The 22,743-nt window shown below is 37.5% G+C and carries 22 protein-coding genes; 8 read left to right on the top strand and 14 right to left on the bottom strand.

The genetic code is table 11. The annotated features are described in order from the left end of the window. The first annotated feature begins 407 nt into the window (after positions 1-407). Positions 408-1,052, top strand: coding sequence for a DUF4272 domain-containing protein (locus AC58NB_RS02060; RefSeq protein ID WP_497425137.1), 645 nt, complete (start codon positions 408-410; stop codon positions 1,050-1,052). Positions 1,053-1,114: 62 nt separating this feature from the next. Here AC58NB_RS02060 and AC58NB_RS02055 read toward each other — a convergent pair whose 3' ends face one another. From AC58NB_RS02055 to AC58NB_RS02020, 8 genes are all read right to left on the bottom strand, one after another. Then, positions 1,115-2,023, bottom strand: coding sequence for an SDR family oxidoreductase (locus AC58NB_RS02055; RefSeq protein WP_497425136.1), 909 nt, complete (start codon positions 2,021-2,023; stop codon positions 1,115-1,117). Between the two features lie 167 nt (positions 2,024-2,190). Next, on the bottom strand, positions 2,191-3,447 hold the full coding sequence (cypC, locus tag AC58NB_RS02050; RefSeq protein WP_497425156.1) for a CYP152 family fatty-acid peroxygenase CypC: 1,257 nt from the start codon (positions 3,445-3,447) through the stop codon (positions 2,191-2,193). 362 nt (positions 3,448-3,809) lie between these two features. Continuing rightward, positions 3,810-3,950 carry a hypothetical protein gene (locus tag AC58NB_RS02045; RefSeq protein ID WP_497425135.1) on the bottom strand — a complete coding sequence of 47 codons (141 nt, stop codon included), beginning with the start codon at positions 3,948-3,950 and terminating at the stop codon, positions 3,810-3,812. 98 nt (positions 3,951-4,048) lie between these two features. Then, on the bottom strand, positions 4,049-4,249 hold the full coding sequence (locus AC58NB_RS02040) for a hypothetical protein (protein ID WP_497425134.1): 201 nt from the start codon (positions 4,247-4,249) through the stop codon (positions 4,049-4,051). Positions 4,250-4,535: 286 nt separating this feature from the next. Then, positions 4,536-5,960 carry a PH domain-containing protein gene (locus AC58NB_RS02035; protein WP_497425133.1) on the bottom strand — a complete coding sequence of 475 codons (1,425 nt, stop codon included), beginning with the start codon at positions 5,958-5,960 and terminating at the stop codon, positions 4,536-4,538. Continuing rightward, positions 5,957-6,475, bottom strand: coding sequence for a PH domain-containing protein (locus tag AC58NB_RS02030; protein WP_497425132.1), 519 nt, complete (start codon positions 6,473-6,475; stop codon positions 5,957-5,959). Before AC58NB_RS02030 ends, AC58NB_RS02035 begins: the two co-directional genes overlap by 4 nt. A 168-nt stretch (positions 6,476-6,643) precedes the next feature. Beyond that, complete coding sequence (locus AC58NB_RS02025; RefSeq protein ID WP_497425131.1) at positions 6,644-7,489, bottom strand: aldose epimerase family protein; 846 nt, start codon at positions 7,487-7,489, stop codon at positions 6,644-6,646. Positions 7,490-7,624: 135 nt separating this feature from the next. Then, positions 7,625-10,717, bottom strand: a complete 3,093-nt coding sequence (locus tag AC58NB_RS02020; RefSeq protein WP_497425130.1) for an efflux RND transporter permease subunit — start codon at positions 10,715-10,717, stop codon at positions 7,625-7,627. A 109-nt stretch (positions 10,718-10,826) separates the two neighbouring features. Between AC58NB_RS02020 and AC58NB_RS02015 the strand changes: the two genes are divergently transcribed. The 4 genes from AC58NB_RS02015 to AC58NB_RS02000 all read left to right on the top strand — a co-directional run bounded on the left by AC58NB_RS02015 (position 10,827) and on the right by AC58NB_RS02000 (position 13,282). Beyond that, positions 10,827-11,663: a TetR/AcrR family transcriptional regulator gene (locus AC58NB_RS02015; RefSeq protein ID WP_497425129.1), complete on the top strand. Its 837-nt coding sequence runs from the start codon at positions 10,827-10,829 to the stop codon at positions 11,661-11,663. 207 nt (positions 11,664-11,870) lie between these two features. Next, entirely contained in the window at positions 11,871-12,503 is a 633-nt protein-coding gene (locus AC58NB_RS02010) for a YesL family protein (protein ID WP_497425128.1), read from the top strand. Between the two features lie 121 nt (positions 12,504-12,624). Beyond that, on the top strand, positions 12,625-12,816 hold the full coding sequence (locus AC58NB_RS02005; protein ID WP_497425127.1) for a hypothetical protein: 192 nt from the start codon (positions 12,625-12,627) through the stop codon (positions 12,814-12,816). A 46-nt stretch (positions 12,817-12,862) separates the two neighbouring features. After that, on the top strand, positions 12,863-13,282 hold the full coding sequence (locus tag AC58NB_RS02000) for a hypothetical protein (protein ID WP_497425126.1): 420 nt from the start codon (positions 12,863-12,865) through the stop codon (positions 13,280-13,282). Positions 13,283-13,454: 172 nt separating this feature from the next. Here AC58NB_RS02000 and AC58NB_RS01995 read toward each other — a convergent pair whose 3' ends face one another. The 5 genes from AC58NB_RS01995 to AC58NB_RS01975 form a co-directional block, all read right to left on the bottom strand. Then, complete coding sequence (locus AC58NB_RS01995; protein ID WP_497425125.1) at positions 13,455-13,730, bottom strand: hypothetical protein; 276 nt, start codon at positions 13,728-13,730, stop codon at positions 13,455-13,457. Between the two features lie 81 nt (positions 13,731-13,811). Beyond that, a complete protein-coding gene (locus tag AC58NB_RS01990) occupies positions 13,812-14,303 on the bottom strand; it encodes a GNAT family N-acetyltransferase (RefSeq protein WP_497425124.1) in 492 nt (163 codons plus the stop codon). A 201-nt stretch (positions 14,304-14,504) separates the two neighbouring features. Continuing rightward, positions 14,505-15,326, bottom strand: coding sequence for a carbohydrate ABC transporter permease (locus AC58NB_RS01985; RefSeq protein ID WP_497425123.1), 822 nt, complete (start codon positions 15,324-15,326; stop codon positions 14,505-14,507). Positions 15,327-15,341: 15 nt separating this feature from the next. After that, entirely contained in the window at positions 15,342-16,220 is an 879-nt protein-coding gene (locus tag AC58NB_RS01980; RefSeq protein WP_497425122.1) for a carbohydrate ABC transporter permease, read from the bottom strand. Positions 16,221-16,292: 72 nt separating this feature from the next. Beyond that, the gene (locus AC58NB_RS01975; protein ID WP_497425121.1) at positions 16,293-17,588 is read right to left on the bottom strand and encodes an extracellular solute-binding protein; all 1,296 of its coding nucleotides are present in this window, start codon (positions 17,586-17,588) and stop codon (positions 16,293-16,295) included. Positions 17,589-17,728: 140 nt separating this feature from the next. Between AC58NB_RS01975 and AC58NB_RS01970 the strand changes: the two genes are divergently transcribed. The 3 genes from AC58NB_RS01970 to AC58NB_RS01960 all read left to right on the top strand — a co-directional run bounded on the left by AC58NB_RS01970 (position 17,729) and on the right by AC58NB_RS01960 (position 21,474). Continuing rightward, entirely contained in the window at positions 17,729-18,928 is a 1,200-nt protein-coding gene (locus AC58NB_RS01970; protein WP_497425120.1) for an ROK family transcriptional regulator, read from the top strand. Positions 18,929-19,009: 81 nt separating this feature from the next. Then, positions 19,010-20,614 carry a glycoside hydrolase family 43 protein gene (locus AC58NB_RS01965; RefSeq protein ID WP_497425119.1) on the top strand — a complete coding sequence of 535 codons (1,605 nt, stop codon included), beginning with the start codon at positions 19,010-19,012 and terminating at the stop codon, positions 20,612-20,614. A gap of 182 nt (positions 20,615-20,796) precedes the next feature. Next, positions 20,797-21,474 (top strand): hypothetical protein, encoded by a 678-nt coding sequence (locus AC58NB_RS01960; RefSeq protein ID WP_497425118.1) that lies wholly within the window; start codon positions 20,797-20,799, stop codon positions 21,472-21,474. Positions 21,475-21,651: 177 nt separating this feature from the next. Here the strand turns inward: AC58NB_RS01960 and AC58NB_RS01955 are convergent, their stop codons facing one another. Continuing rightward, positions 21,652-22,509 (bottom strand): SAM hydrolase/SAM-dependent halogenase family protein, encoded by an 858-nt coding sequence (locus tag AC58NB_RS01955; protein ID WP_497425117.1) that lies wholly within the window; start codon positions 22,507-22,509, stop codon positions 21,652-21,654. Between the last annotated feature and the right edge of the window lie 234 nt (positions 22,510-22,743).

The following is a 22,743-nucleotide window of genomic DNA, read 5'->3' as shown; positions in this document are numbered from 1 at the left end:
AAGCATAAGACGAATACTCGGAGGGAGGGTTCTTCTCCCGCAGAGTATTTGCTTATGACTCGAGCTCCTAGGAGTCGAAGCTGGATTGCACAAAAAACTGAAGCGATTGTAATAGAGGAGCATAGGGCTAAGCACGCAGAACTCTGCGTGCTTTATTTTTACTTTTTTATTTTCTATACAGGCTATGAGAGTATTTACTTCTTTCCTTTTACTTGTCTTCCCACCCTAATTCCTTTATAAATTTCTTCTTTTTATACACTCTCTTGCAACATAAACTAAACCCACGTATCTCCTCTGTGCAGAACATTCAATGTTTAAACCAAAATATGTTAAAATCATCATATTGAAAATGATCTTCTTGTCTTAGCAAGATAATAGTCAGGCCATGGTACAGAAAGGGGATAGTAATGAATAGTCCAATAGGAAGAAAAAAGAGGACAGAAAAAATGCTAAAAGATATGGGAATCCCTATAAATCAACAGCTACATACATTAGAGAGTACATATAGCCTGAGCTTAAAAACTATAGAAGAGGTGATTGACCGAATCCTAGCCATCACTATTGTATCGGCTAAAGGCAGCGGTGCACCTGATGAAACAATTAGTACTTTCATAGATCTCTACAATGCGAAAGAATTATTTTCTCCGGACGAAAAAGATTTCATTGAGGATGAAGATCCTGACCAGGATGAATACAATACCTACTCCTGGAAAATCGAATGTAACTCCGTCCTGCTATGGGCCATCAATCTCGTTCCTGATTTACCTTTTCCGCATACTTTATCCGATGTAGAAAAATTATATGACCTTGTCTTGGATTCTACAAAGGAAGAACTCTTGGAACGTGCTTCCTATCGAGATAAAAATGAAATTCTCGATGCACTCGATCTTTTGTATCGACTTCATTGGGCTATACTTGAAACTCGTATGAATAATGAAGAATTTCCAATCGAAATAAGTCCCGGCGTTGTTTATGAGAGACGCTATGCTCTAAATTGGTTGGTTAATAGCCTTGATGAGGAATGGGATGATATATCAATGGATATAATCTAAACTTTGCTAAATTCGATTGATGAATGAAACGGGGATGTCATAGACTTCCTCTCCGTCTCTACTTAGGAACTAACCATATCCCCTCCATTTGGATGAAGGATTTGCCCTGACATATAGCTAGAATCATCTGATGCTAAAAATACATAGCTGGTGGCTATTTCAAATGGCTGGCCCGCTCGCTTCATCGGTACCTCAGGAGTTTTTGTACCAAAAGTCATCACTTCTTCAGCTGAAAATGAAGACGGAATCAGCGGTGTCCAAATGGGTCCCGGGGCTACACCATTTACCCGAATTCCTTTTTTGACTAAAGATAGGGAAAGCGAACGTGTAAATGTAACAATCGCTCCCTTTGTAGCTGAATAATCCAATAATTTAGGATGGCCATTATAAGCAGTTACCGAGGCTGTATTAATAATGGCAGCCCCTGGTTGTAAATACGGCAGTGCAGCTTTCACCATAAAGAAATAAGAATAGATATTGGTACGAAAAGTTAAATCGAGTTGTTCCTCGGTAATATCTTCAATTCGTTTTTGAACAAACTGGACAGCATGATTATTGACCAGGATGTCGATCTTCCCAAATTCGTCCAGGCATTGACGAACTGTAGCCACTGATAGATCCTCATGAGTCAGATTACCACATATAAGCAGGCACTTTACCCCTAATTTTTCAATCCTCTCTTTTGTTTCTTCGGCATCTTCATGCTCATACAAATACACAATAGCAATATCTGCCCCTTCCTTCGCGAAAGCATAGGCTACCGCTCTTCCGATACCCGAATCTCCTCCTGTAACAATAGCTGCTTTCCCTTGTAGCTTTCCGCTCCCTTTGTAATAAGGATTTTCCGAAATGGGCCTTGGAGTCATCACATGTTCTAAACCTGGATGCTGCGTTTGATGTTGAGGAGGAAATGCAATCGGCACATCTTTGCAATACTGTTTATGCCCTAAAAATTTATAGTATGGATACATACATTTTCTTGCCCCCTTATTTTTTCCTTCTCTATTATGCGTATAGGAAAAAAGTGTCCTATATTCGCCTAAATGGTTATATATTTATTATCTTAGAAGATGGCTATGCTTTCTAAAACCTGAGAAAATCAACCTACCTACAAAAAAAGACACCCGATAGGGGTGTCTTACCTTGAAATTCTTTTTACATTATTAATAACAAATCCGCTCTTTGGATAGGTTGGGATTCTAGACATACTGATGGTTAAATCCTGATCAGGTACATCATACTCAATACCTTTCACGAGAAAATCAGTGGTTGTTTGCATGATTTTGACGGTTGCCCATTCCCCGGCGCACCTGTGACCTTTATCATAATCTCCACCACCCTGTGGAATATAGCCGAACGGACTGCCTTTCCAGTCGCTGAATCGTTCAACCTTAAATGTGTCAGGATCATCCCATTGATACGGATGATGATTTGTTCCATATAGATCCAAAAGAACTAAAGTTCCTTTTTTAAATGGATACTCATTCCAATAAAAATCTTTCCGTACCCTGGCACCTAAAAATGGAGCAAAAGGATAGTAGCGACGCACTTCCTGTACAAACATTTTGTTGTAAACTTCATTGTTTGTTTTCAATATGTTATGTACTTCAGGATAATTATGTATCGCCAAAGCACAGAACACGACAAAATAACAGTTAGCTACGATAGGCCTTATGATATTGATCAGTTCAACCGCCGCTACTTCCGAATCCAACCATTCTCCGTTCAAATCACGATGATTAGCTATAATATAAAGAGCAGTATCTGGCTGGGGACTAAGCTTTCCTTCACGTACTTGTTCAATTAGATTGGCGATCCATTTATCAGACTTTTTGCGTGCCCTTCTTCCCTTTTGGTATCTCGGTCCCACTCCACCAATAGCATCAACTAAATCAAATAGGTCTTCCGCTCTTTTTTTAACTTCCTTCTCTTTTAAAGGAACTCCTGCCCACTCGCAGGCAATTCGGCACAGAACTTCTGTGGATTCTTCCAGCAAGGTCACCTTTTTGTTATTTTCCCACTTCGGAATAACGGACTCCCACTGTTTCTTAGTAATTTCCTGGAGTTTGTCCAAGCTTTGATGAGTCATAATCGACATAAACATCGCTTTACGATGGCGGTGTTCCTCGCCATCCATTGTTTGCACACCGTTTTCACCAAAAAGGGATTTTTGAATTCTCTTTGGAATGGCAGGCTTACGAATAAATCGATCTTCATCATAGAAAGCTCGTGCTGCTTCTTCTCCAGTTATGCAAATAACCTTCTGTCCAAGAAGGCGAGTCTGGAATATATTCGAATTAAAATGCTTTCGCCTGTTAGAAATAAATTCATACCCTTCAGAAAGTAGGGTAAGCGTGTTGTCTACTGTTTTTTCACGAGGAATTTCTTTTACAATTTTCATGCCAACAGCCCCTCATTTAAAATTATCCTTAATAAATTAGGATACCCAGCTGATAAGTATATAAACATACTATTCACGCAAGTTTATTCCACAATAGAATGGTAAGAAAATCAGAGGTTATGGTTTATCCCCTCATTCATGATAATAAAATAATATTTACAATATCTGTAAATCTCTAGATCATTTTCCGATATAAACATATCTGATATTTTTTAATCCCTTAAATAAAGTTAAATAGACAACTTTCCCTTTTACACAAAGCTAGCCATTTTATTCATGGTATCTGTTAGCTGTAATCGAAATCTAATTGCTCAAAAAACGCAAGGAAGACCCATTCCTTGCGTTTCTGCGTGACTCTATTCATTCCATTTATATAAATCCTCGATCGTTACGTTTTCTTCTGTATAATTCGTCAACGTGTTAATCAAGATTCCATCATATCCGTTATATGAGTGCCATGTACATACCCATCCAGCTTCGTCAGCATAACTTATCATAATATCGTAACCGTCGTATTAGCCCGATAATTGCGATACCGATTGAGTGATATAATCAGCGACCTCTGCCATATGTCCAGCGTGATTGATGTTTACGTTCACGGTAAATTTTCCGTTGAAATACCGGACACATAATCATCAATGTATTTTGCTATATCTTCTGGATAGTCATTGACCATTTCGTCCATCTCTGACATTTCATCCACTTCGGACACTTCCGTTTCTGTGCCGCTATTTCCGCATCCACATAAAAGCATGACTATAATCAGTAGTGGGATTAAGAATATTGATTTCTTCATATATACCTCCTTTTCGTATTTCATTATATGGATATGGACGGAAAATTCAATGCTTTTTCGACAGACAAAAAAACCGCCCATAAGGGCGGCTTGATTACCTATATATGCTTATTCTTCTTCAATTATATTTGTAAACCACTCGTCCATTCTTGCTTTGTACGCTTCCATGCAATCACAAGATTTGGTATCGGAAAATTCATGATTGAACAACTAAATGGAAATACCGAGTCTCTCAACGAGAGTAAGAAGAAAAATCGAAGCAGAATTATTTTCCAAAATTATCTATCTATTTATTATTTTTATACCAGTGATGAAATTTCACTACGACCTCTACTGGGACATCAGATAATGAAGTAATGACAAGCGGCTTCGAACGATTGGTAAATTCCAATGTAGCAACATCAAATTTACGTTGCAGCCATGAATATCTGATTTGAACTTGTTGGATATTCTTACGCTTTGTTAAAAAGGTTTCTGTAACAAGCCCTCCATTTCGCACTTGAATGAATGTTTCATTCTGCAAATAGCTCGTGAATTTATAATTAAGAATGCGAAGAATCAGCTCAATGGTGAACACACCGACGGCCAACCATACCCACTCTTTCTTAACTGTAAAGAGGCCGATTATAGCTGCGATGGTCCAGTAATAGGGGCGAATAAGCCTCAAGCCTAATACCTTCTTAGGCAACTGAATCATTTTTTCCTCAATATGATAATCTGGTAATAATTTATTTGTTAATAAATACGCTTCCTGCTTAGGTAAAAAAGGATAAAGCGAACTAATTTCCTGTTCCTTACTCTCTGTTTGGCCGGCACTTACCACCTTAACCTCGGCCATTCCCAATATGCGCTTGATTAAAGACTGTTTTATCGTAATCGCCTGAACCCTGCTTTTTTGTATAGAAAATGTCGTTCTGTTTAATACTCCTTTAGAAATATAAATCCTCGTGTCATCGCCTGCTATTTCGTAATCTCCATATTTTATAACAGTTTGGATATAGCCAATTCCAAAAGAAAGAAGGAGGGCAATCACAGCTAATGGAATCAATAATTCTAAATGATCCATAAAGTACGTATAGACTGTTTTAGTGGATTTCTCCACATCAAAGAAATCATCTATATTTGAGTACACAGCTGCAATAAGAGGAATAATAGCTAGAAAACTGAATGAAGTTAACGCTGCTTTTAGATTATCTTTTTGAGTAGAACGGAAATAAATATTTTTTTCATTGATCTCTTCTTCCGTCTGATCATCCACCCGATTGGAATTTTTCTTTTGAACAAACTCAAGTATTCGATCCGCTTCCTCTAAACTGACAGCCGCAAAGGTTAAAGTAGAGTCATCATCCGTAGTACCTGTTTCTAGTTTAATAGATGTCAAACCCAGAAGCTTATGAATAAAGTTTGTTTGGATATGATGATCCTGAATACGCTCATATGTTGTTGTACGCAACTTTTTTACAAACACACCCTCATGAAGAACAATCGCTCCTTCTTTTAACTCATATGTACTTGTATACCATTTTAAAAGAATGTATAAGAGGCCACAAACAGCAAAAACCCAGAAAGCATATCGTGCCCATACTATCCATCCAGTATCCGTATCCGCCTGTAATATAAATAAAAAGAGGATCACAAAAAAGAGACTTTTAATAAAAGAACCTATTTCTAATAGAATCCAGGCAGGATGTTGTCTTTGGAATTGATTCATAGCTCCTGCTCCATCCCTTTTTCATCTATATCTTTAACCTTGGCAAAAATCGCAATTTGCTCCCGTAAGGCAATTGCCTGTTCAGCCGGAATCGCAGGAATCGTATGATTGGTAGTCGTCGTTCCTATTTCAACATCATAAAGCTTGTACTTACGCAATAATGGCCCTTGATGTGTCGATACATATTCTACTTTAGTCATCGGAATCACTAAATGCCTTTCGATAAAATGTCCATGCTTCAATTGGATATATTCCTCGTCTATTTCATATCTCCATGTTTTATATTTAAAATAAGGCTCTATAAGAATAGAGTAGATAGCCGAGAATACGGTTAAACCAAAAAGCACAATTAATCCATATGTAATCCACGTCTTCCACTCATACATTTCAGATAGATACCATAATACACCGAGTATAAGGAGAGTAATCCCATGTCCAAATATATTGGCCAGCCTCCAAACCAATATACTCTCCTTCGAGATTCTCTGTGTTGGTTCTTGAATCGGTAAATACATTACCCCACATCCCTGCCTGTCTTTTACTATCTTTACGAAACGATAGATCATTAGGTTCCAACAAACTACTTGTTGCCCTATCCCCTTATTTCGACAAAAATTCTTTTATTCCTTTCAAAAAAACAAAAAACCCGGTATCTAGCCGTACCGAGTTTTACTCTATTAAGTTTATCCTTGCTTGATTGAAATACTGCATTTCGCCTGTAACTCTTCACCTGCAGGTAAATGAACAAGTCCATCTTCTTGGTCAAATCCGTTAGGAAGCGCCATCCACGGTTCAAGACATATATATTGTTCCGGCCGTTCTGACCATACAACAATAGTAGTAAAGTGATGGCTACAATCTACTTCTATCGTGTCTTTGTTATGACTTAGACTAGATATCCCACTGGATACCGGATTAAATAGTTTAGCATCCCGAATCGGTAAATCATTCAGATTATCCTCAAATGGTTTTGTTAAGCCATCTTCATTATCAACATATCGGGTAGCCGGGATACTATAGTGGCTGATTGAGTGATTCGCAATAAAATAGGGATGAAAACCGCTATAGAATGGCATGGTTTCTGATGATAAATTTTTGTAAGTTTGATTAATAGTTAGCTTTCCATTTTCTAATTTATACGTAAACTCAAGAGAGAAATGAAAAGGGTATTGTTCTAAGGTTTCTTCGTCATCCCGCAAATGTAAGGTGGCCCAATTAGAAGCTTGATCGACTACATCCCAAGCCTTATTTCGAGCAAACCCATGCTGACGCATTATATAGGTATTTCCTTTTAATTGATACTCATTGTTCGGTATTGGACCACAGATTGGAAACAGAACCGGGTTACCTCCGCGGATATTTTTTGTTGGATCTGCGAATGTCTCCTCCTGCAGGTATAATATTTCTTTTCCGTGAAGAGTAAGCTGTAGTAAGATCCCCCCTCTTTCCGGGCATAAAATTGCTTTTGAATTTGTAGCTTTCTCCGTTAGAACGATTACTTGATAACCCGCCATCGTATCCATAGCCATTTATTACACTCCTTGAACAATAGTTGATCGATATTTGTGAATTATAACACAATTATAATGGACTTTGATTACTAATCAATAAAAACCACAGTTTCATTAGCAATCAATCATGCTAAGAAACTGTGGTTTTAAGAATTAATCTTCTACTATATCTTTACGATTTTTCTTAAACAGCTTAGATAGTACTTCATATACAATCGGTACAATCACCAAGGTTAAGAGTGTTGAACTTATCAAACCGCCAATTACGGTAATAGCAAGATCTTTTGAAACAAGACCTCCGCCACCATCGCTGAGTGCCATTGGGATCATCGCACCAATCGTCGCAATGGCTGTCATTAAGATTGGACGCAGCCTTGTTGCTCCTGCCTCTAGGATTGCTTCACGCATCGTCAGTCCTTCGCGTTCCATATGAATGATTCGGTCAACCAATACAATGGCATTTGTAACGACAATACCAATCAACATTAACAGACCCATCATAACGGATACAGAAATCGTTTGTCCGGATAGATATAATCCAACAAATGAACCAATTACCGCGAATGGCAAGGAGAACAGAATCGCAAATGGAGCTAATCCTTCACGGAATGTGACGACAAGGATAAAGTATACAATCGCTACAGCCGCAATCATAGCCACTCCAAGCTGTGTAAAGGTCTCAGTCATATCTGCTGCAACACCAGAAACCCCAGTCGTTACACCTTTCGGTAAATCAAGTTTATCTACTTTTTCATCTGCAGCACTTGAAGCCTTAGATACATCTTCACCAACTATTGTTCCTGATACAGTCGCATAATACTCACCCTCAGAACGAGCTAGTGTATTAAGAGTCGTTCCTTCTTCAACTTTTACAAGCTCAGATAACGGCATTGCAGTACCCTGCGCAGTCGGTATTTGTGTTTTCAGTAACTCATCCATTGACTTCGGATCAGCTTTCGCTTCACGTTGGACAATGACATCAATATCATTGCCATCATTTTCAACGGTCGTTAATACTTCTTTTTGATCAGATGCATTTAACGCCATGACAATTTGACCAGTTGTTAAACCATATTGCAGGACGTCCGCCTGATCTACTTTTAACACATGCTCTACATATGGATCTTCGGCATCAGAAGTGACGTCTTCCAATTTATCCACTTCTCCAAGCGCACCTTTCACTTGTTTCACAGCATCCTGTAGATCATCCAAGTCTTTACTGTAAATAGTGTAGCTTACTTCATTAGATGACATACCACCCATAGACGCAAAGTCCTGAAGTTTCCACTCACCTGATTGGCCTAGATTAAGTAAATAATCTTCAACTTTTTCTTTTTCTTCACTGAAGTTTTCCATTTCAGGATCAAAGATTAGGAACATTAATGCCCCTCCAGCACCGCCGCCCATTGCTGTCGCTGCCATATCAGCTGAATCAGTATCATTCACAGACATCTGGATAGTATCAATATCCTTGTGTTTCATTAATTTCTTTTCAACTTGCTCGATATTTTTTAATGTTTCTTCCTGTAACTCACCTGTAGCTGGAGTGTAAGTCACATACATCGTTTTCTCTTCCTGAGATCCCATAAAGCTGAATCCAATTAACGGTGTTAAGGCAATTGAACCACCTAATAAGACAACAGCAATGATAGAAGTAATGACTTTATGGTTCAGTGCTTTAGCCAATACACCTTTATACCAGAGTGCCAGTTTACCAACTTCTTTATGATGACCTTCTTTTTTCTCACCATATAGACCTTTTCGGAATAAGAAGTGAGATAACGCCGGTACAATTGTTATGGCTACGATTAACGAGGCAATTAAAGCAAATGACATCGTTAAAGCAAACGGCATAAACAATTCGCCTACCATACCACCAATAAAGACCATTGGGGCAAATACGGCGATTGTCACTAATGTGGAAGATAAAACCGGCTTGAACATTTCAAGCGTTGCTTCACGTATTAGTGCACGCCCTCTTAGCTTCTCTTCTTTCAAATGCATTCTTCGATAAATATTTTCCACTACGACAATGGAGTCATCAATTACCCGTCCTATCGCAACGGTTATCGCACCAAGTGTCATAATATTTAATGTTATATCCATCCAATTCAAGAGCAATAATGCCATGAGAATGGATACTGGAATAGAGATAATCGATATAATGGTAGATTTAAGATCTCGCAAGAATAACAAGATAACTAGAATCGCGATTAATCCGCCAAACAACGCTTTTTCAATCATTGTAAATACAGAGTCCTCGATTGGTTTACCCTGATCAAGGGTTACATCCATCTTCAACCCGTCGATTGCTTTTTCCTGATCGTTAATGAGATCCTTAACAGCATTCACAACGGTTACTGTATTTGCTTCTTGTCCTTTAACAATTTGTATCGCTATAGCATCTTTTCCGTTGGTACGCGAAACAGACTCTACTTTACCAACCTTTTCAATTTCTGCTATGTCACTTAATTTTACAAACGGCGTTGGATTCTCCGCAGATGGCGTTACCGGGATCACCATGTTTTTCAGGTCATCAACCGTTTTAAGTTTACCATCTACATAAACCGCTTCTTCGCCTTCTTCAAATTCATATAGACCAAGCGAAAGTTCCATATCGCTCGCCTGAATCATTTCCTTCACCTTGTCTTCAGTCAGTCCCAATGACTTCATCTTTTCCTGATTGTAAGTGAAGTTAACTTCTTCTATATGTTGTCCTGTAATAGTTGCAGAAGCGACACCATCAATATCTTCAATCTTAGGCAGGATTATATCTTCAACTGTAGATGTTAAATCTACAATATCCTCTTCCTCACTGCTGATGGATAGGGATAAGATCGGCATCATATTCATACTGATTGCCATAATGGATGGCTCTTCAGCATCCTCCGGCATTTCCACTGCATCTATGGCCGATTGCAATTCACGTTTTTTCTCATCCATATCTACCCCGTACTCATACTCGACCTGAACCTGAGATACGCTGGATGATGAATTGGAGTATACTGCATTAACATCTTCAAGACCTTCTATAGCCTTCTCCATTGGAATGGAGACTTCATTCATTACCTGCTCTGGAGCAGCACCAGGATATACGCCCATTACGATTAAATAGGGAATAGATATATCCGGAATAGATTCCATTTTCATTCTTGTGCCTGAATAAATACCTGAGGCTGTGATAATGATGGTTAATAACCAAACAGCCAGTTTATTTCCTAAGACAAAATTGACTAACCCCTTCACCCTTACACCTTCCTTTAATTAAAAAAATTCGAACGATTGACTCAATTCCTACATTTATTTATAATAATGACTGGTTGGTCAGATGTCAACTAATGTAAAGGGGGGCGGCATGGTTAAAAAACAGTTAATAATGGAGAAAGCTTTTGAGCTTTTCGCAGAAAATGGGATTGAAGCAACTTCTGTTCAACAAATAACAGATGTATGCGGGATTTCAAAAGGGGCGTTCTATCTATCTTATAAGTCAAAGGATGAATTGGTTTTCGCACTGATTGATTACTTCCTGAGCGATATGGCTGCCAATATTGAACAATCGGTCAGCGAGTCTAATTCCTCTGAAACATTACTCTATCATTTTTATTATAATATTTTTAATGTATATCAAACTCATTCTAATTTTGCCAAGGTTTTAATAAAGGAACAATTTAATACCTGCAGTATGGAGATATTTGAGCAGTTATCCAAATACGATCATTTTTTAAATTCCATTATATTCTCCATCATAGATCGTCAATTTCCTGATGTGGATGATTCTATGCGGCCAGATTTAGTTTATACCATCAAAAGTTTTTCAAAAATGTATGCAGAATTATTTTTTATATCTAATTATCCTTTTGAGCTAGATCTTGTATGCCAATCTTTAGTTGAAAAAGTGACCATTTTATCCAAACAAGCAACCATACCGCTTATTTCAGCTGAATATCTATCCTATACAAGTTCAAAATCCCTAGTTCCCTCCAAAGAGGAATTGATGAATTTACTCAACGTTAAAAAGGATGACATAGCAGATTTAACCATACAGCAATCATTGGAACTATTAAAAAACGATTTACTGAATCCACAGTATCCTGAAGCAATCATTCATGGTCTTTTGAAGAATTTAAAATCAAATTCACACAGTAAGTGGACAGCCTATTTATATGAACTATATGTAAAGTCCCTTGATTAAATATTTATATTGAACTTATATATCAAATCCCAACTGCCGTGAGCATGCTTGGGATTTTTTTACTTAATCTAAAAAAAATCCACCTATCAGTTTTCGCATTTCTCCCCTTTAAAAAGCACTATATATTCTCAATATTGTTTATTATCTCCTGCGATATTGCAGTATAATAATAGAATAAGATGTATGAACCAAGGAGGATTTTGGCATTTGAAGGATCTAGGAAATGGTCTTTACACCATATTGGAATGGATAACTAGGTTTGCCTATTTAAATTTATTATGGATTGTGTTTACTCTAGCTGGTGCGATTCTATTCGGTATATATCCCTCAACAACCGCCATGTTTGCAGTAATGAGAAAATGGCTAAGGGGTCATTCCGATTTACCGGTATTCAGTACCTTTTGGTCTTATTACAAAAAAGACTTTTGGAAAAGTAATCATTTAGGAATTTATGCTTCCATCATCTTTCTATTCATTTTTATTGATCTATTTTACATACAATCCGGAGCAAGCGAGCTTATGACATGGACTCACATTCCGATATTTGTTTGTATCCTTTTATTTATCTTTTTACTATTCTATTTGTTTCCCGTTTTCGCCCATTATGAATTGCCCGTTCTCTCCATCTATAAACAAGCCTTTTTAATGATGTTAATCAGCCCGATTCAACTATTTTTGATAGCCATTTGTCTGGTCGCTTTTCTCTTTATCATCACCATCTTTCCAGCACTCGCCTTTATATTTGGATTTAGTTTCTATTCCTTTATTACCTCTTGGTTAGCTTCCACCTCATTCAGACGTTTGGAAGCTAAACAAAACACGAGTCAACAGGACAGATAAAGTAATAAGCACAAATGCTCTTTGAAGCATTTGTGCTTTTGCTCTCTCTTAATATAAACCGCTGTTCATGATCACTGTATGGTAATGAAATTGTCACTACACAAAGGGAGCGATGTTCATTATGACTAAAGATAAGGTAAAAGGCTTAATGGCTATAAGTATTTTGATAATCTTAGTGGGGCTATTTTTGCTTTTTAACAGTGTTCATTTAGGAATATCTCTCGCTGAAAATTGGCTATCCAATCAAGGAGGTGCAAATACTTCTTTGTACCATATAAGTACAAAAGGATATATAAATAATTTCTTTTGTTAAATGAAAAGAATATTTATAATAAATACATATCCTAGGGGTGCTTTGTTTGAGTAATCAACATAAAATACGGGAAATGGCTATCACCTTAAAAAGAAAAATAGTAGCAGCAGTTCTTAGTAGTTTAGTATTTACACTTATTCTATCAACGCCTGATTGGTTTGAAGGGGATGGCTTTTTTACTTTATACTATTTAAACTTTATGATTGTCATTACCTACGGCGTTATTACTTCCTCTTTTAGTGACTGGATTAGCAAGAAGATCACAAAAGGTACCTATTCCCGTGAGTTCACTTCCTTCATATTCCATTGTTTATTAGGATCTATCTTAGCAACTCTGGGTCTTATTTCTGCTATCTTATTCTTTATTGTTGACCGGATATTAAGAAAGGTAAAGATTGGATGGCCGTCCGTTATCATATCCTTATCAATCGTAGTGCTAGTATTTATCTTTTTGATGAATAGGTAGCTATAAGCGAAATAATTTTAAGAGTTATGCTGGTGTCAGTAATACAAATTAGGCTATAAGGATTAAGGTTGTTTTCATCATTTTCTATTTGCGATTTATGCAAACAGCCCCCCAAAAGATATGACTGTACATTTACTTAACGAAAGCATCTGATCGTTGAATAAGATATGCATTATTTTATTTTTATATTTACAAAAATCATACCACCAAAAGCCCATAACATATAAAATGCAAACACAAAATAAAAGTGATTAGGAAGTAAAGGAAAAAATGCAAATATAATGCCAAGCCCAATTAGATAGATACCTGAGTACTTAGCGACCTTCTTTTTGTCTTTTACTTGACCCTCTACATATCCAGCTAAAATCTGTATTTTTCCTTTTCCCCAAACGATATAAGCAAGCAAGAAATGAAATCCTGCAACTATCAGACCCACAAACAACGGCATTGTTTCTCCCCCTTTTCCTTTAATACAATCCTTTTTTAGATCTTTCCTTTTACTTTAAGAACAAAACTCGATTGTAAGCCATTAAAGCGTATATATATAAAATTTTTTATCCACATTTAAAACTAGGAAGTTCTCAGGTAAATCATTCAGATTTACACTTGTAAATCCGTTTTTTTCGTAAAATCTATGGGCAGCTAAAAATTGAGGTGTCGTTCCAAGATAAATAGTATGTATGGAACAGTCTTTTGCCCATTTAATTGCATGATTTAATAAAAGGCTGGCAGTCTTATATTTGGAACCTCTGTATTCTTTATCTACAAACATCTTTCTTAATGCCACTTGATTATTTCCTATATCAAAAAGACTGATTGTCCCAACTACTTTATCATCACAAACAGCCACCCAAAAGTTTCCGTTTCCCTTCTGGTAAAAATCTTCTATGGTAAACAAATCAGGTTGTTCATTCTTTGTTATGGGAATGTTATATTCTTGTTGCTGGATATGAAGAATTAATTCTACTACCTGAGCTTGATACTCTTTTGAATATGGTTTCACTTCGAGGGTTTTTTCCATTCATTTACACCACCAATTTTTCACTTATTACTTCACTTTACAGCAAAATATCTTTTGAAGAAGCCATCTCTGTAACATTACTATAAAATGAATATATGCTTATTTTATTGATCGACTATTACATGAATCTTAAAACAGATAAAAATGCAGCATACACCTCACAAAAAGATGTATGCTGCATTAGGTTTACCTAATTATCATTTATCCTTTAACTGCACTTGAAGATAATCCTTCGATTACTTTATTACTGAAGAAAATAAAGGCAAGTAATAGTGGAAGGAAACTAATAATTAATGTGGCACCAATTGCGCCCCAGTCTGTCATATATTGCCCAATAAAATTCTGTATACCAACTGTCAGCGTTTTATATTTATCAGAACTGATAAACGTATTAACAAATACGAATTCATTCCAATTGTAAATCATATTTATGATGACCGTGGTCGACATAATAGGCATGGACATAGGCAGGATGATGCGGAAGAACATCCGATTGATCGAGCTTCCATCAATAATGGCTGCCTCTTCAATTTCTCTTGGCAATGTCGTATAAAAGCCCATCAGGATCATCATCGTAATCGGTAAATTATAAGCCGTATAGGTGATGACAATAGACCAGGGATTATCAATTAAATTTACGTTCAAAAACATATTAAACAAAGGAATTAGCGCGGAATGAATTGGAATCATCAGGCCGATCATAAACAAGCCCAATACAAGTTTACTATATTTCCAATGCATTCTCGTAATCGCAAAGGTTGCCATACTCGCAAAAAGAACCGTCATGATAATGGCAACTCCTGTAATCCATATACTATTAAAAAAGTATAGCCCAATGCCTCCATCCCAAACCTTCAGATAGTTTTCCCATCTAAATTCAGATGGAAGGGCAAATGGGGAACCCGCAAAGATCTCCTGATTGCTCTTTAACGAAAACAGGAATAGCCATATTATTGGAAAAACCTGAAAGATTGCAACCAATCCCAAACAAATATATAAGACAATTTTTCCGAACCGAGCCATTATGTTTCCTCCTCTCTAGTATTGGATGTCATCCTTGGATGCGGTCAGTTTATTAACGATAAACGTCACAATTAAAGTAATGACGAGTAACAGGAATCCAATCGCACTCCCGTAACCAAAATTAGAGGTTGAGAAGGCCAATTTGTACATATAGGAAGCCATTACTTCACTCGATCCATTTGGACCTCCACCTGTCATAACATAAATAAGATCGAAATACTTAAGTGAACCAACAATAGCCAGTACTACTGTAACCTTTACAACTCCCATAATTAACGGCAGCTTAATTTTTAAGGCAATCTGCCAAGGAGTTGCGCCGTCTATTTTTGCTGCTTCAATTAAAGATTCAGGGATATTTTTTAGAGCTGCATAATAAATCAAAATATAAAATCCTGCATACTGCCATAAGATAGGGATAAAGATAGCATATAAAACAATAGATGTATCAGAAAGCCATAGAGGTGGATTTTCTACCCCAACCCAAGTCAAGATTGTATTCAATATCCCATTCGATGGATTGAACACCTTAATCCACAACTGGGCAATAGCAACTGAGGATAACAGCATGGGAATCAAATAGATTTTTCTTAATAAATCCGCACCCTTAATTTTGGAAGCAAGAATAAGAGAAATGGCTAAATAGATCACTAAACTTAATGTTGAAAAGATCGCCAGTAAAATGGAATGCCAAGCGCTGTCCCAAAATTTTGCGTCTTGGATTGCATTAATATAGTTCTCTAAGCCAATAAACTTCATGGATCCAATACCGTCCCAGTCCATAAGCCCATAATATCCCGTTAAAATTAAGGGAATAAAAATCAGTACACTAACCAATAACAAGGCCGGCAGGATATACATGGCTATAATCCACTTATTGGACATCACTTTATTCATAAAAATCCACCTCATCTATATGTAGGAAAAGGATTCATCAAATCCAAGATGAACCCTTTTCCCTTTATCATTTTACTTTGAAGAAAGTGCATCTTCATGCTCTTTTGCAAACTTCTCCGGAGTTGTTTCTTTGCCAAATAAAGATTGAATTTGATCCAAGTGAACTTGAGCTGCATCAGAGCTTAATTGTACATCCGCATATAAAGTAATATTGGTTGCTTTATTTAATTTCCCCAATACATCAACATACATTTGCGGCAGATCCAGCTTCTCAGCATCAATTTTAGTAGCTGGTATTACGCCGGCATCAGTAACAGATTTTTCACCCCACTGCTGAACAAAGTAAGATACGAAATCCTTCGCTTCTTCTTTTACATCAGACTCTTCAGAAACAAACAATCCGACTCCAGGGCCGCCAACATAACTATTCATATCCCCTTTTCCATCAACAGATGGGAAATCAAAGAATCCAACTTGATCTTTAAATTCCTGAGGTACATCCGGATTTGTTGTATAGTTTGGCAGATCCCATGTAGCTATTAGATACATAGCTGCCTGACTATTCATAAACATACTTTTTGCTTCTTCATCAGATAATCCGTTGAATCCGCTTACAAAAGCATTTGCATCAACTAATGTCTGTACTTTTTCAGCTGCGGATACGAGTGCAGGATCTTCAAAAGAACCTGTACGGTCAATCGCACCTTTCAAGGCTTCGGTTCCACCAATTCGATCTGCTAAGTACATATACCATAATGAACCAGTCCATTTGTCCTTATTACCTAGCGCAATAGGCTCCACTCCGTTTTTATCAAGAGTTTTTGCGACTTTTACTAACTCATCATATGTTTTTGGAACTTCTAGTCCATTATCCTTAAAAATCTTTTTATTATAGAAAACAGAGGCAATATTTAGCTCCAATGGAAGACCATATGTTTTATTATCGATTTGGTAAGCTTCTGTTGTTCCCGCTACAAAGGAGTCCTTTAAATCTCCTTCAATAACGTCATCAAGGGGGGCAAATTTTTTCCCTTCCACATAAGGCTGAAGGTATCCCGCGGACCAAGTCATCCCTACATCAGGAAGTTCATTGGAAGCAGATAAAACTTTTATCTTATCCTTATACTGTTCATTGCTTAACACTTCAAGCTCAACCTTAACGTCCTTATGTTCCTTCTCATAATCTGCAACGATATTCTTTACAATTTCATGGTGTTGTTTAGAACTGCCCTCTGGCCATAGATGCATAAACTTAATGACTTTCTTTCCATCAGAGTTTGACTTTTCAGTATCAGACGAACAACCTGCTAAAACTAAAAATATAGCCAAAAACCCGACGAGAAAAGAAAACGCTTTCTTTTTGTGCATGACTAAACCCCCAAAAATTTAATTTTACTTACCTAGTAAACTTAAATTTAGAATATCATGGAAAACTTTGTTTGTCTACTGGATAAACAAAGTATTAGATGTTACTATTAGAATAAAAGAGTATGAAATGAGGAAGACCAGTGAAGACATATAATCAACAGGTTGTTAAAAAAGAGAATAAATCATTGGTCATGCAAGTAATAAAGGAATTTTCTCCTCTATCACGAACGGATGTTGCCAATAAAACCGGTCTTAATAAGGGAACGGTTTCTTCATTAGTCTGCGAACTTATAGACGAACAGCTCGTATCAGAATCTGGTCCAGGGAAATCTAATGGCGGCAGACGACCTGTTATGTTGTTATTCAATGAAGATGCCGGCTATTCTATCGGAGTTGATATTGGAGTCAATTACATACTAGGGATCATCACCAATCTACAGGGAAAAATCTACAAAGAAAAACTTAAAAACTTTCACGATTTAACCTATGAAGAAATTAAAACAGAACTCTATGGAATGATTGATTGTATGATTGCCTCCATTCCTGATTGCCCCTATGGATTAGTGGGAATTGGCATCGGTGTGCCAGGGACAGTCGATACAGACGGGAAAATTTTGATGGCTCCCAACTTAAACTGGAAAAATGTCGATTTAAAAATTTTAGTTGAAAAGAAATACCGTGTACCTGTCAAAGTAGAGAATGAAGCAAATTGTGGAGTATATGGTGAGAAAAAATTCGGCATAGGGAAAGACTTCAAAAACATGATATACGTAAGTATTGGATTTGGTATTGGCGGTGGCCTAATTCTTGATAACCATCTTTATCAAGGTAACAATGGACTCTCAGGTGAGCTTGGCCACATGACAATTGAACGAAACGGAGAAAAATGCCGTTGCGGTGACCATGGCTGCTGGGAATTATATGCATCAGAAAGGGCATTAGTTAATCAGGCAAAAGTAGCGATGAATGATCCAACCATTACGCTCGAACACCTCATATACCTAGCAGAAAATGAGGACCCTGTGGCAATTGAATTATTCAATGAGATCGGGAAATCTCTTGGGATTGGCATTAATAATATCATTAATATATTCAACCCAGATCAAGTCATACTCGGTAATCGCCTGGCTGTCTGTGAAAAATGGCTGCATTCTTCATTAGTAGAAACGATTCAAAACCACTCCTTATCTAATCATCAAAGAGATTTACACATCCATTACTCAAGTTTAGCGAGCCACTCATGCGCTCTCGGCGTCGCTGCTTTTTCAACCGAACATTTCTTAAACAATGATTTATACCATCAAAATACTCAAACCTATCCATTGGTGCATCAAAATTAGCGTCTTTCTTTTGCTAAGTCAGCCCAGTCTTCACCACTGTGAAAGCGCTCTATTTTTTTATATATAAAGGAGGATATACTAATGAAAATCCAAAACCCTATTTTGACTGGCTTTAATCCTGACCCAAGTATTTGTAGAAAAGACGATGATTATTATATTGCCGTTTCTACGTTTGAATGGTTCCCTGGAGTTGGCATTTATCATTCAAAGGATTTAAAAAATTGGACGTTGGTATCCCGACCATTAAACCGGTTAAGCCAATTGAATATGATGGGCAATCCCGATTCCGGCGGGATATGGGCTCCTGCTCTCTCAATCCAAGACGGACAGTTTTGGTTGATTTATACGGATGTAAAAGTGACAGACGGCCAGTGGAAAGACAGCCATAACTATCTCAGTACATGTGAATCCATTGATGGCGAATGGTCTGATCCCGTTCACCTTAATAGCTCAGGGTTTGATCCTTCCTTATTTCATGACGATGACGGCAAAAAATATCTTGTTAACATGGTTTGGGATCACCGTCTTGGAAACCACGCTTTCTATGGGATTGTTCTTCAGGAATATAGCGTTGAAGAGAAAAAATTGATTGGTAGCAAAAAGATCATTTTCAAAGGAACAGACATTAAGTTAACAGAAGCTCCGCATTTATATAAGTGGAATGGCTACTATTATCTTTTAACAGCCGAGGGTGGAACAAAATATGACCATCAGGCAACCATAGCCCGTTCAAAAACAATTGATGGACCTTATGAAGTTCATCCAGAAAATCCATTGATTACATCGTTTCCATATCCAAGAAACCCCTTACAAAAAGCGGGCCATGCTTCCATCGTTCACACACATACAGATGAGTGGTTCTTAGTCCATTTAACCGGACGCCCTCTTCCTAAAGAAAATGATGCATTGCTTGATCCAAGAGGATTTTGCCCACTCGGCCGTGAAACAGCGATTCAACGATTAACCTGGGAGAACGATTGGCCCTATGTAGTGGGCGGTAATCAGCCTTCCCTCGAAATAGATGGACCTAATATGGAAGAAGTAAAGTGGGATAAAGATCCTGAAAAAGATGATTTTAACGAAAAGTCATTACACCTTAACTTCCAAACATTACGGATTCCGCTGGGAGAAGATATTCTCTCGCTAGATGATCGCCCAGGACATTTACGCTTGCACGGCAAAGAATCACTCACTTCAAAATTCACACAGGCTTTTGTGGCAAGGCGCTGGCAGCATTTTAACTTTACCGCTGAAACAAAGGTGGCCTTCCAACCGGAAACATTCCAGCAGGCTGCAGGCTTAGTAAACTATTACAATACGGAAAACTGGACCGCTCTTCAAGTTACATGGCATGAAGAAAAAGGAAGAGTTCTAGATTTAACGGTATGCGATAATTTTACCTTTGAACAACCGCTCAGAGGTAAGGAAATTCCAGTACCTGATCATGTTGAGTATGTTTATATAAAGTCCGAAGTCCAAACAAACACCTATCGCTATGCTTACTCATTTGGCGGGGAAACCTGGACAGAGATTCCGATAACCTTCTATTCACATAAACTATCGGATGATTATATCCGAGGCGGAGGATTCTTCACCGGAGCCTTTGTAGGCATGCAATGCCAGGATACATCTGGTGAAGGAAAGCATGCGGATTTTGATTATTTTACGTATAAGGTCAACGAGTAATTTTTGTAAGATAGTAAAGGAGGATATCCATGTTGGATATCCCCTTTTTCTTTATAAAGGCAAAATTCCCTTCCCTAATCGAATGATAATTTGGTGGAACTTTATACAAAATCTCCAAAATATATCTCCTATGTTTAAGTACTTACTATTTTAGGCAATGGTTAAGGACAAGGAGGTTTATTATGGATACGTTTTTATATATATTATTTGCTATTTTTTATGCTGGATTACTCGTTATGATGCTAATGTCCATCAAAAAAAGCGGCATTGGGATATTATCGAATGTACTAATCCTAGTTATTTTCGCACTCCTATACGACAATAGTGTCCTCGCCATTGGAAAATGGATTGGCAAGGGAAATGTTTTAGAGAATTTAAATGCTGCTCGCTTTTGGATGCATGCGATTTTTACCCCATTGTTAATTTTATTTTCTTGGGATGTACTCAAGCAAACCAGGGTGAAGTGGGTAAATACAACTACAGCCTTACTCGTTACTGCTGGATTTACGTTGATTGCGGTGTTAATAGAGCTTTTTACGGTTGTGTGGAATCTTTCGCTAAAAGCAGAAGAACGTTATGGTATTTTAAGCTATTCTTCAACCAATTCACCACAAGGGCCGCCAATCATGATTTTAATGGTCACCTTCGCCCTACTTGTTTCCTCCATTATCCTTTGGAAAAAGACTGGCTGGTACTGGATGTTCGTAGGAACTGCCCTTATGACAGCAGGAAGTATGATTGATATCCCTATTAAAAGCGACGCAATCACCAATGCATTTGAATTGATTTTGCTCATATCGCTAGTGTTTACAAAAAGGTTTCAGGATCAGCAAAGGTTCGCATTAAATAATCCTATTTAGCTTTGAATAACTAAACAAACCAAGCTGAGCTCATCAGCTTGGTTTGTTTATTCAAGAGAAACTATCCTACTGCTCCTTCATTTCAATGAAGGTATTTTTATTCCTTTATAGAAACAAGCTAGATGGTATTTATTTTAAATTTGGTATCAAAAATAGTCTCTCATACTCTTAGTCATGTCATCCAGCCTTGCGGATGGTAATGCGCCAATTACTGCCCGTATGAATGCGATAGGTATCAGCAAAGGACTTCTGATTGAGGGCGAGTCCCAAATTATCAAGCGAATTAACATACAGAATGGCTTCCTCTAATGCACTGTCTGCAAAAGACCTGCCATAGACGACCTCTTCCTCATACTTCACTGTTCCATCATTCTCAATTTGAACCCAGACTTTCTCTCCCAATGAGATTTCTAATTTCATAAACAGCTCTTTTGAAATATTCGTCCACAGATTCCCAAACCGAATATCAAGAATTTCAATAATACCTTTGATTTTATCGTTATGTATAAATGCCTCATAAAGAGGAAATTCAACAAGGGAATCCACCGGAATTTCTGGACCTACTTCCTCATATCCAATTACTCCGGATGCAATCCTAGCCCCTGTATACGCATAAACATCGCGTCCGTGGAATGTGTACGATTCTCCCGAACGCGGCAATCGGTTTACCTTTTCATCGATTAATCTAGCATCCGTGATCCCAATTTTATTATGGATGTGAGATAATGTGCCGTTATCAGGCGTTACCACATAGTGCCCACCAGAGGTTTTGGCCACAACACTTCTTCGATCACATCCTACTCCCGGGTCAACCACTGATACAAATACAGTCCCTTCTGGCCAATAAGAAATTGCCTGCAATAAACGATAGGAACCTTCCCATATATTAAACGTTGGAATATCATGCGTATTATTACTAATCTTCAATGTCGAATCCACCGAAAGCGCTACTCCATACATCGCGCTGACAGCCCCATCACTTAATCCAAAATCTGATTGAAAAACCAATAAACGTTTCAATTTCATCCCATCCATTTCTTCTTACAAAAATAAAAAACACCACATCCTTACCATGGATAAGGACGTGGTGTGATTTCACGTGGTTCCATCTTTATTCACTGCTTACTCACATAAACAGCCTCCATATGTGCAAAAACAAAGAATTGCTTACTACACACTGGTTTGGATAACGAGTACCAAATCTCGTCGGACCCTACTAATATACTAAATGATACTTTCGGTACGAGGCTTAGAGCCATTTTCAATAAT

The sequence above is a fragment of the Pradoshia sp. TA40_28 genome (assembly GCF_059694525.1).
This window is presented reverse-complemented; position numbering and strand designations above follow the sequence as displayed.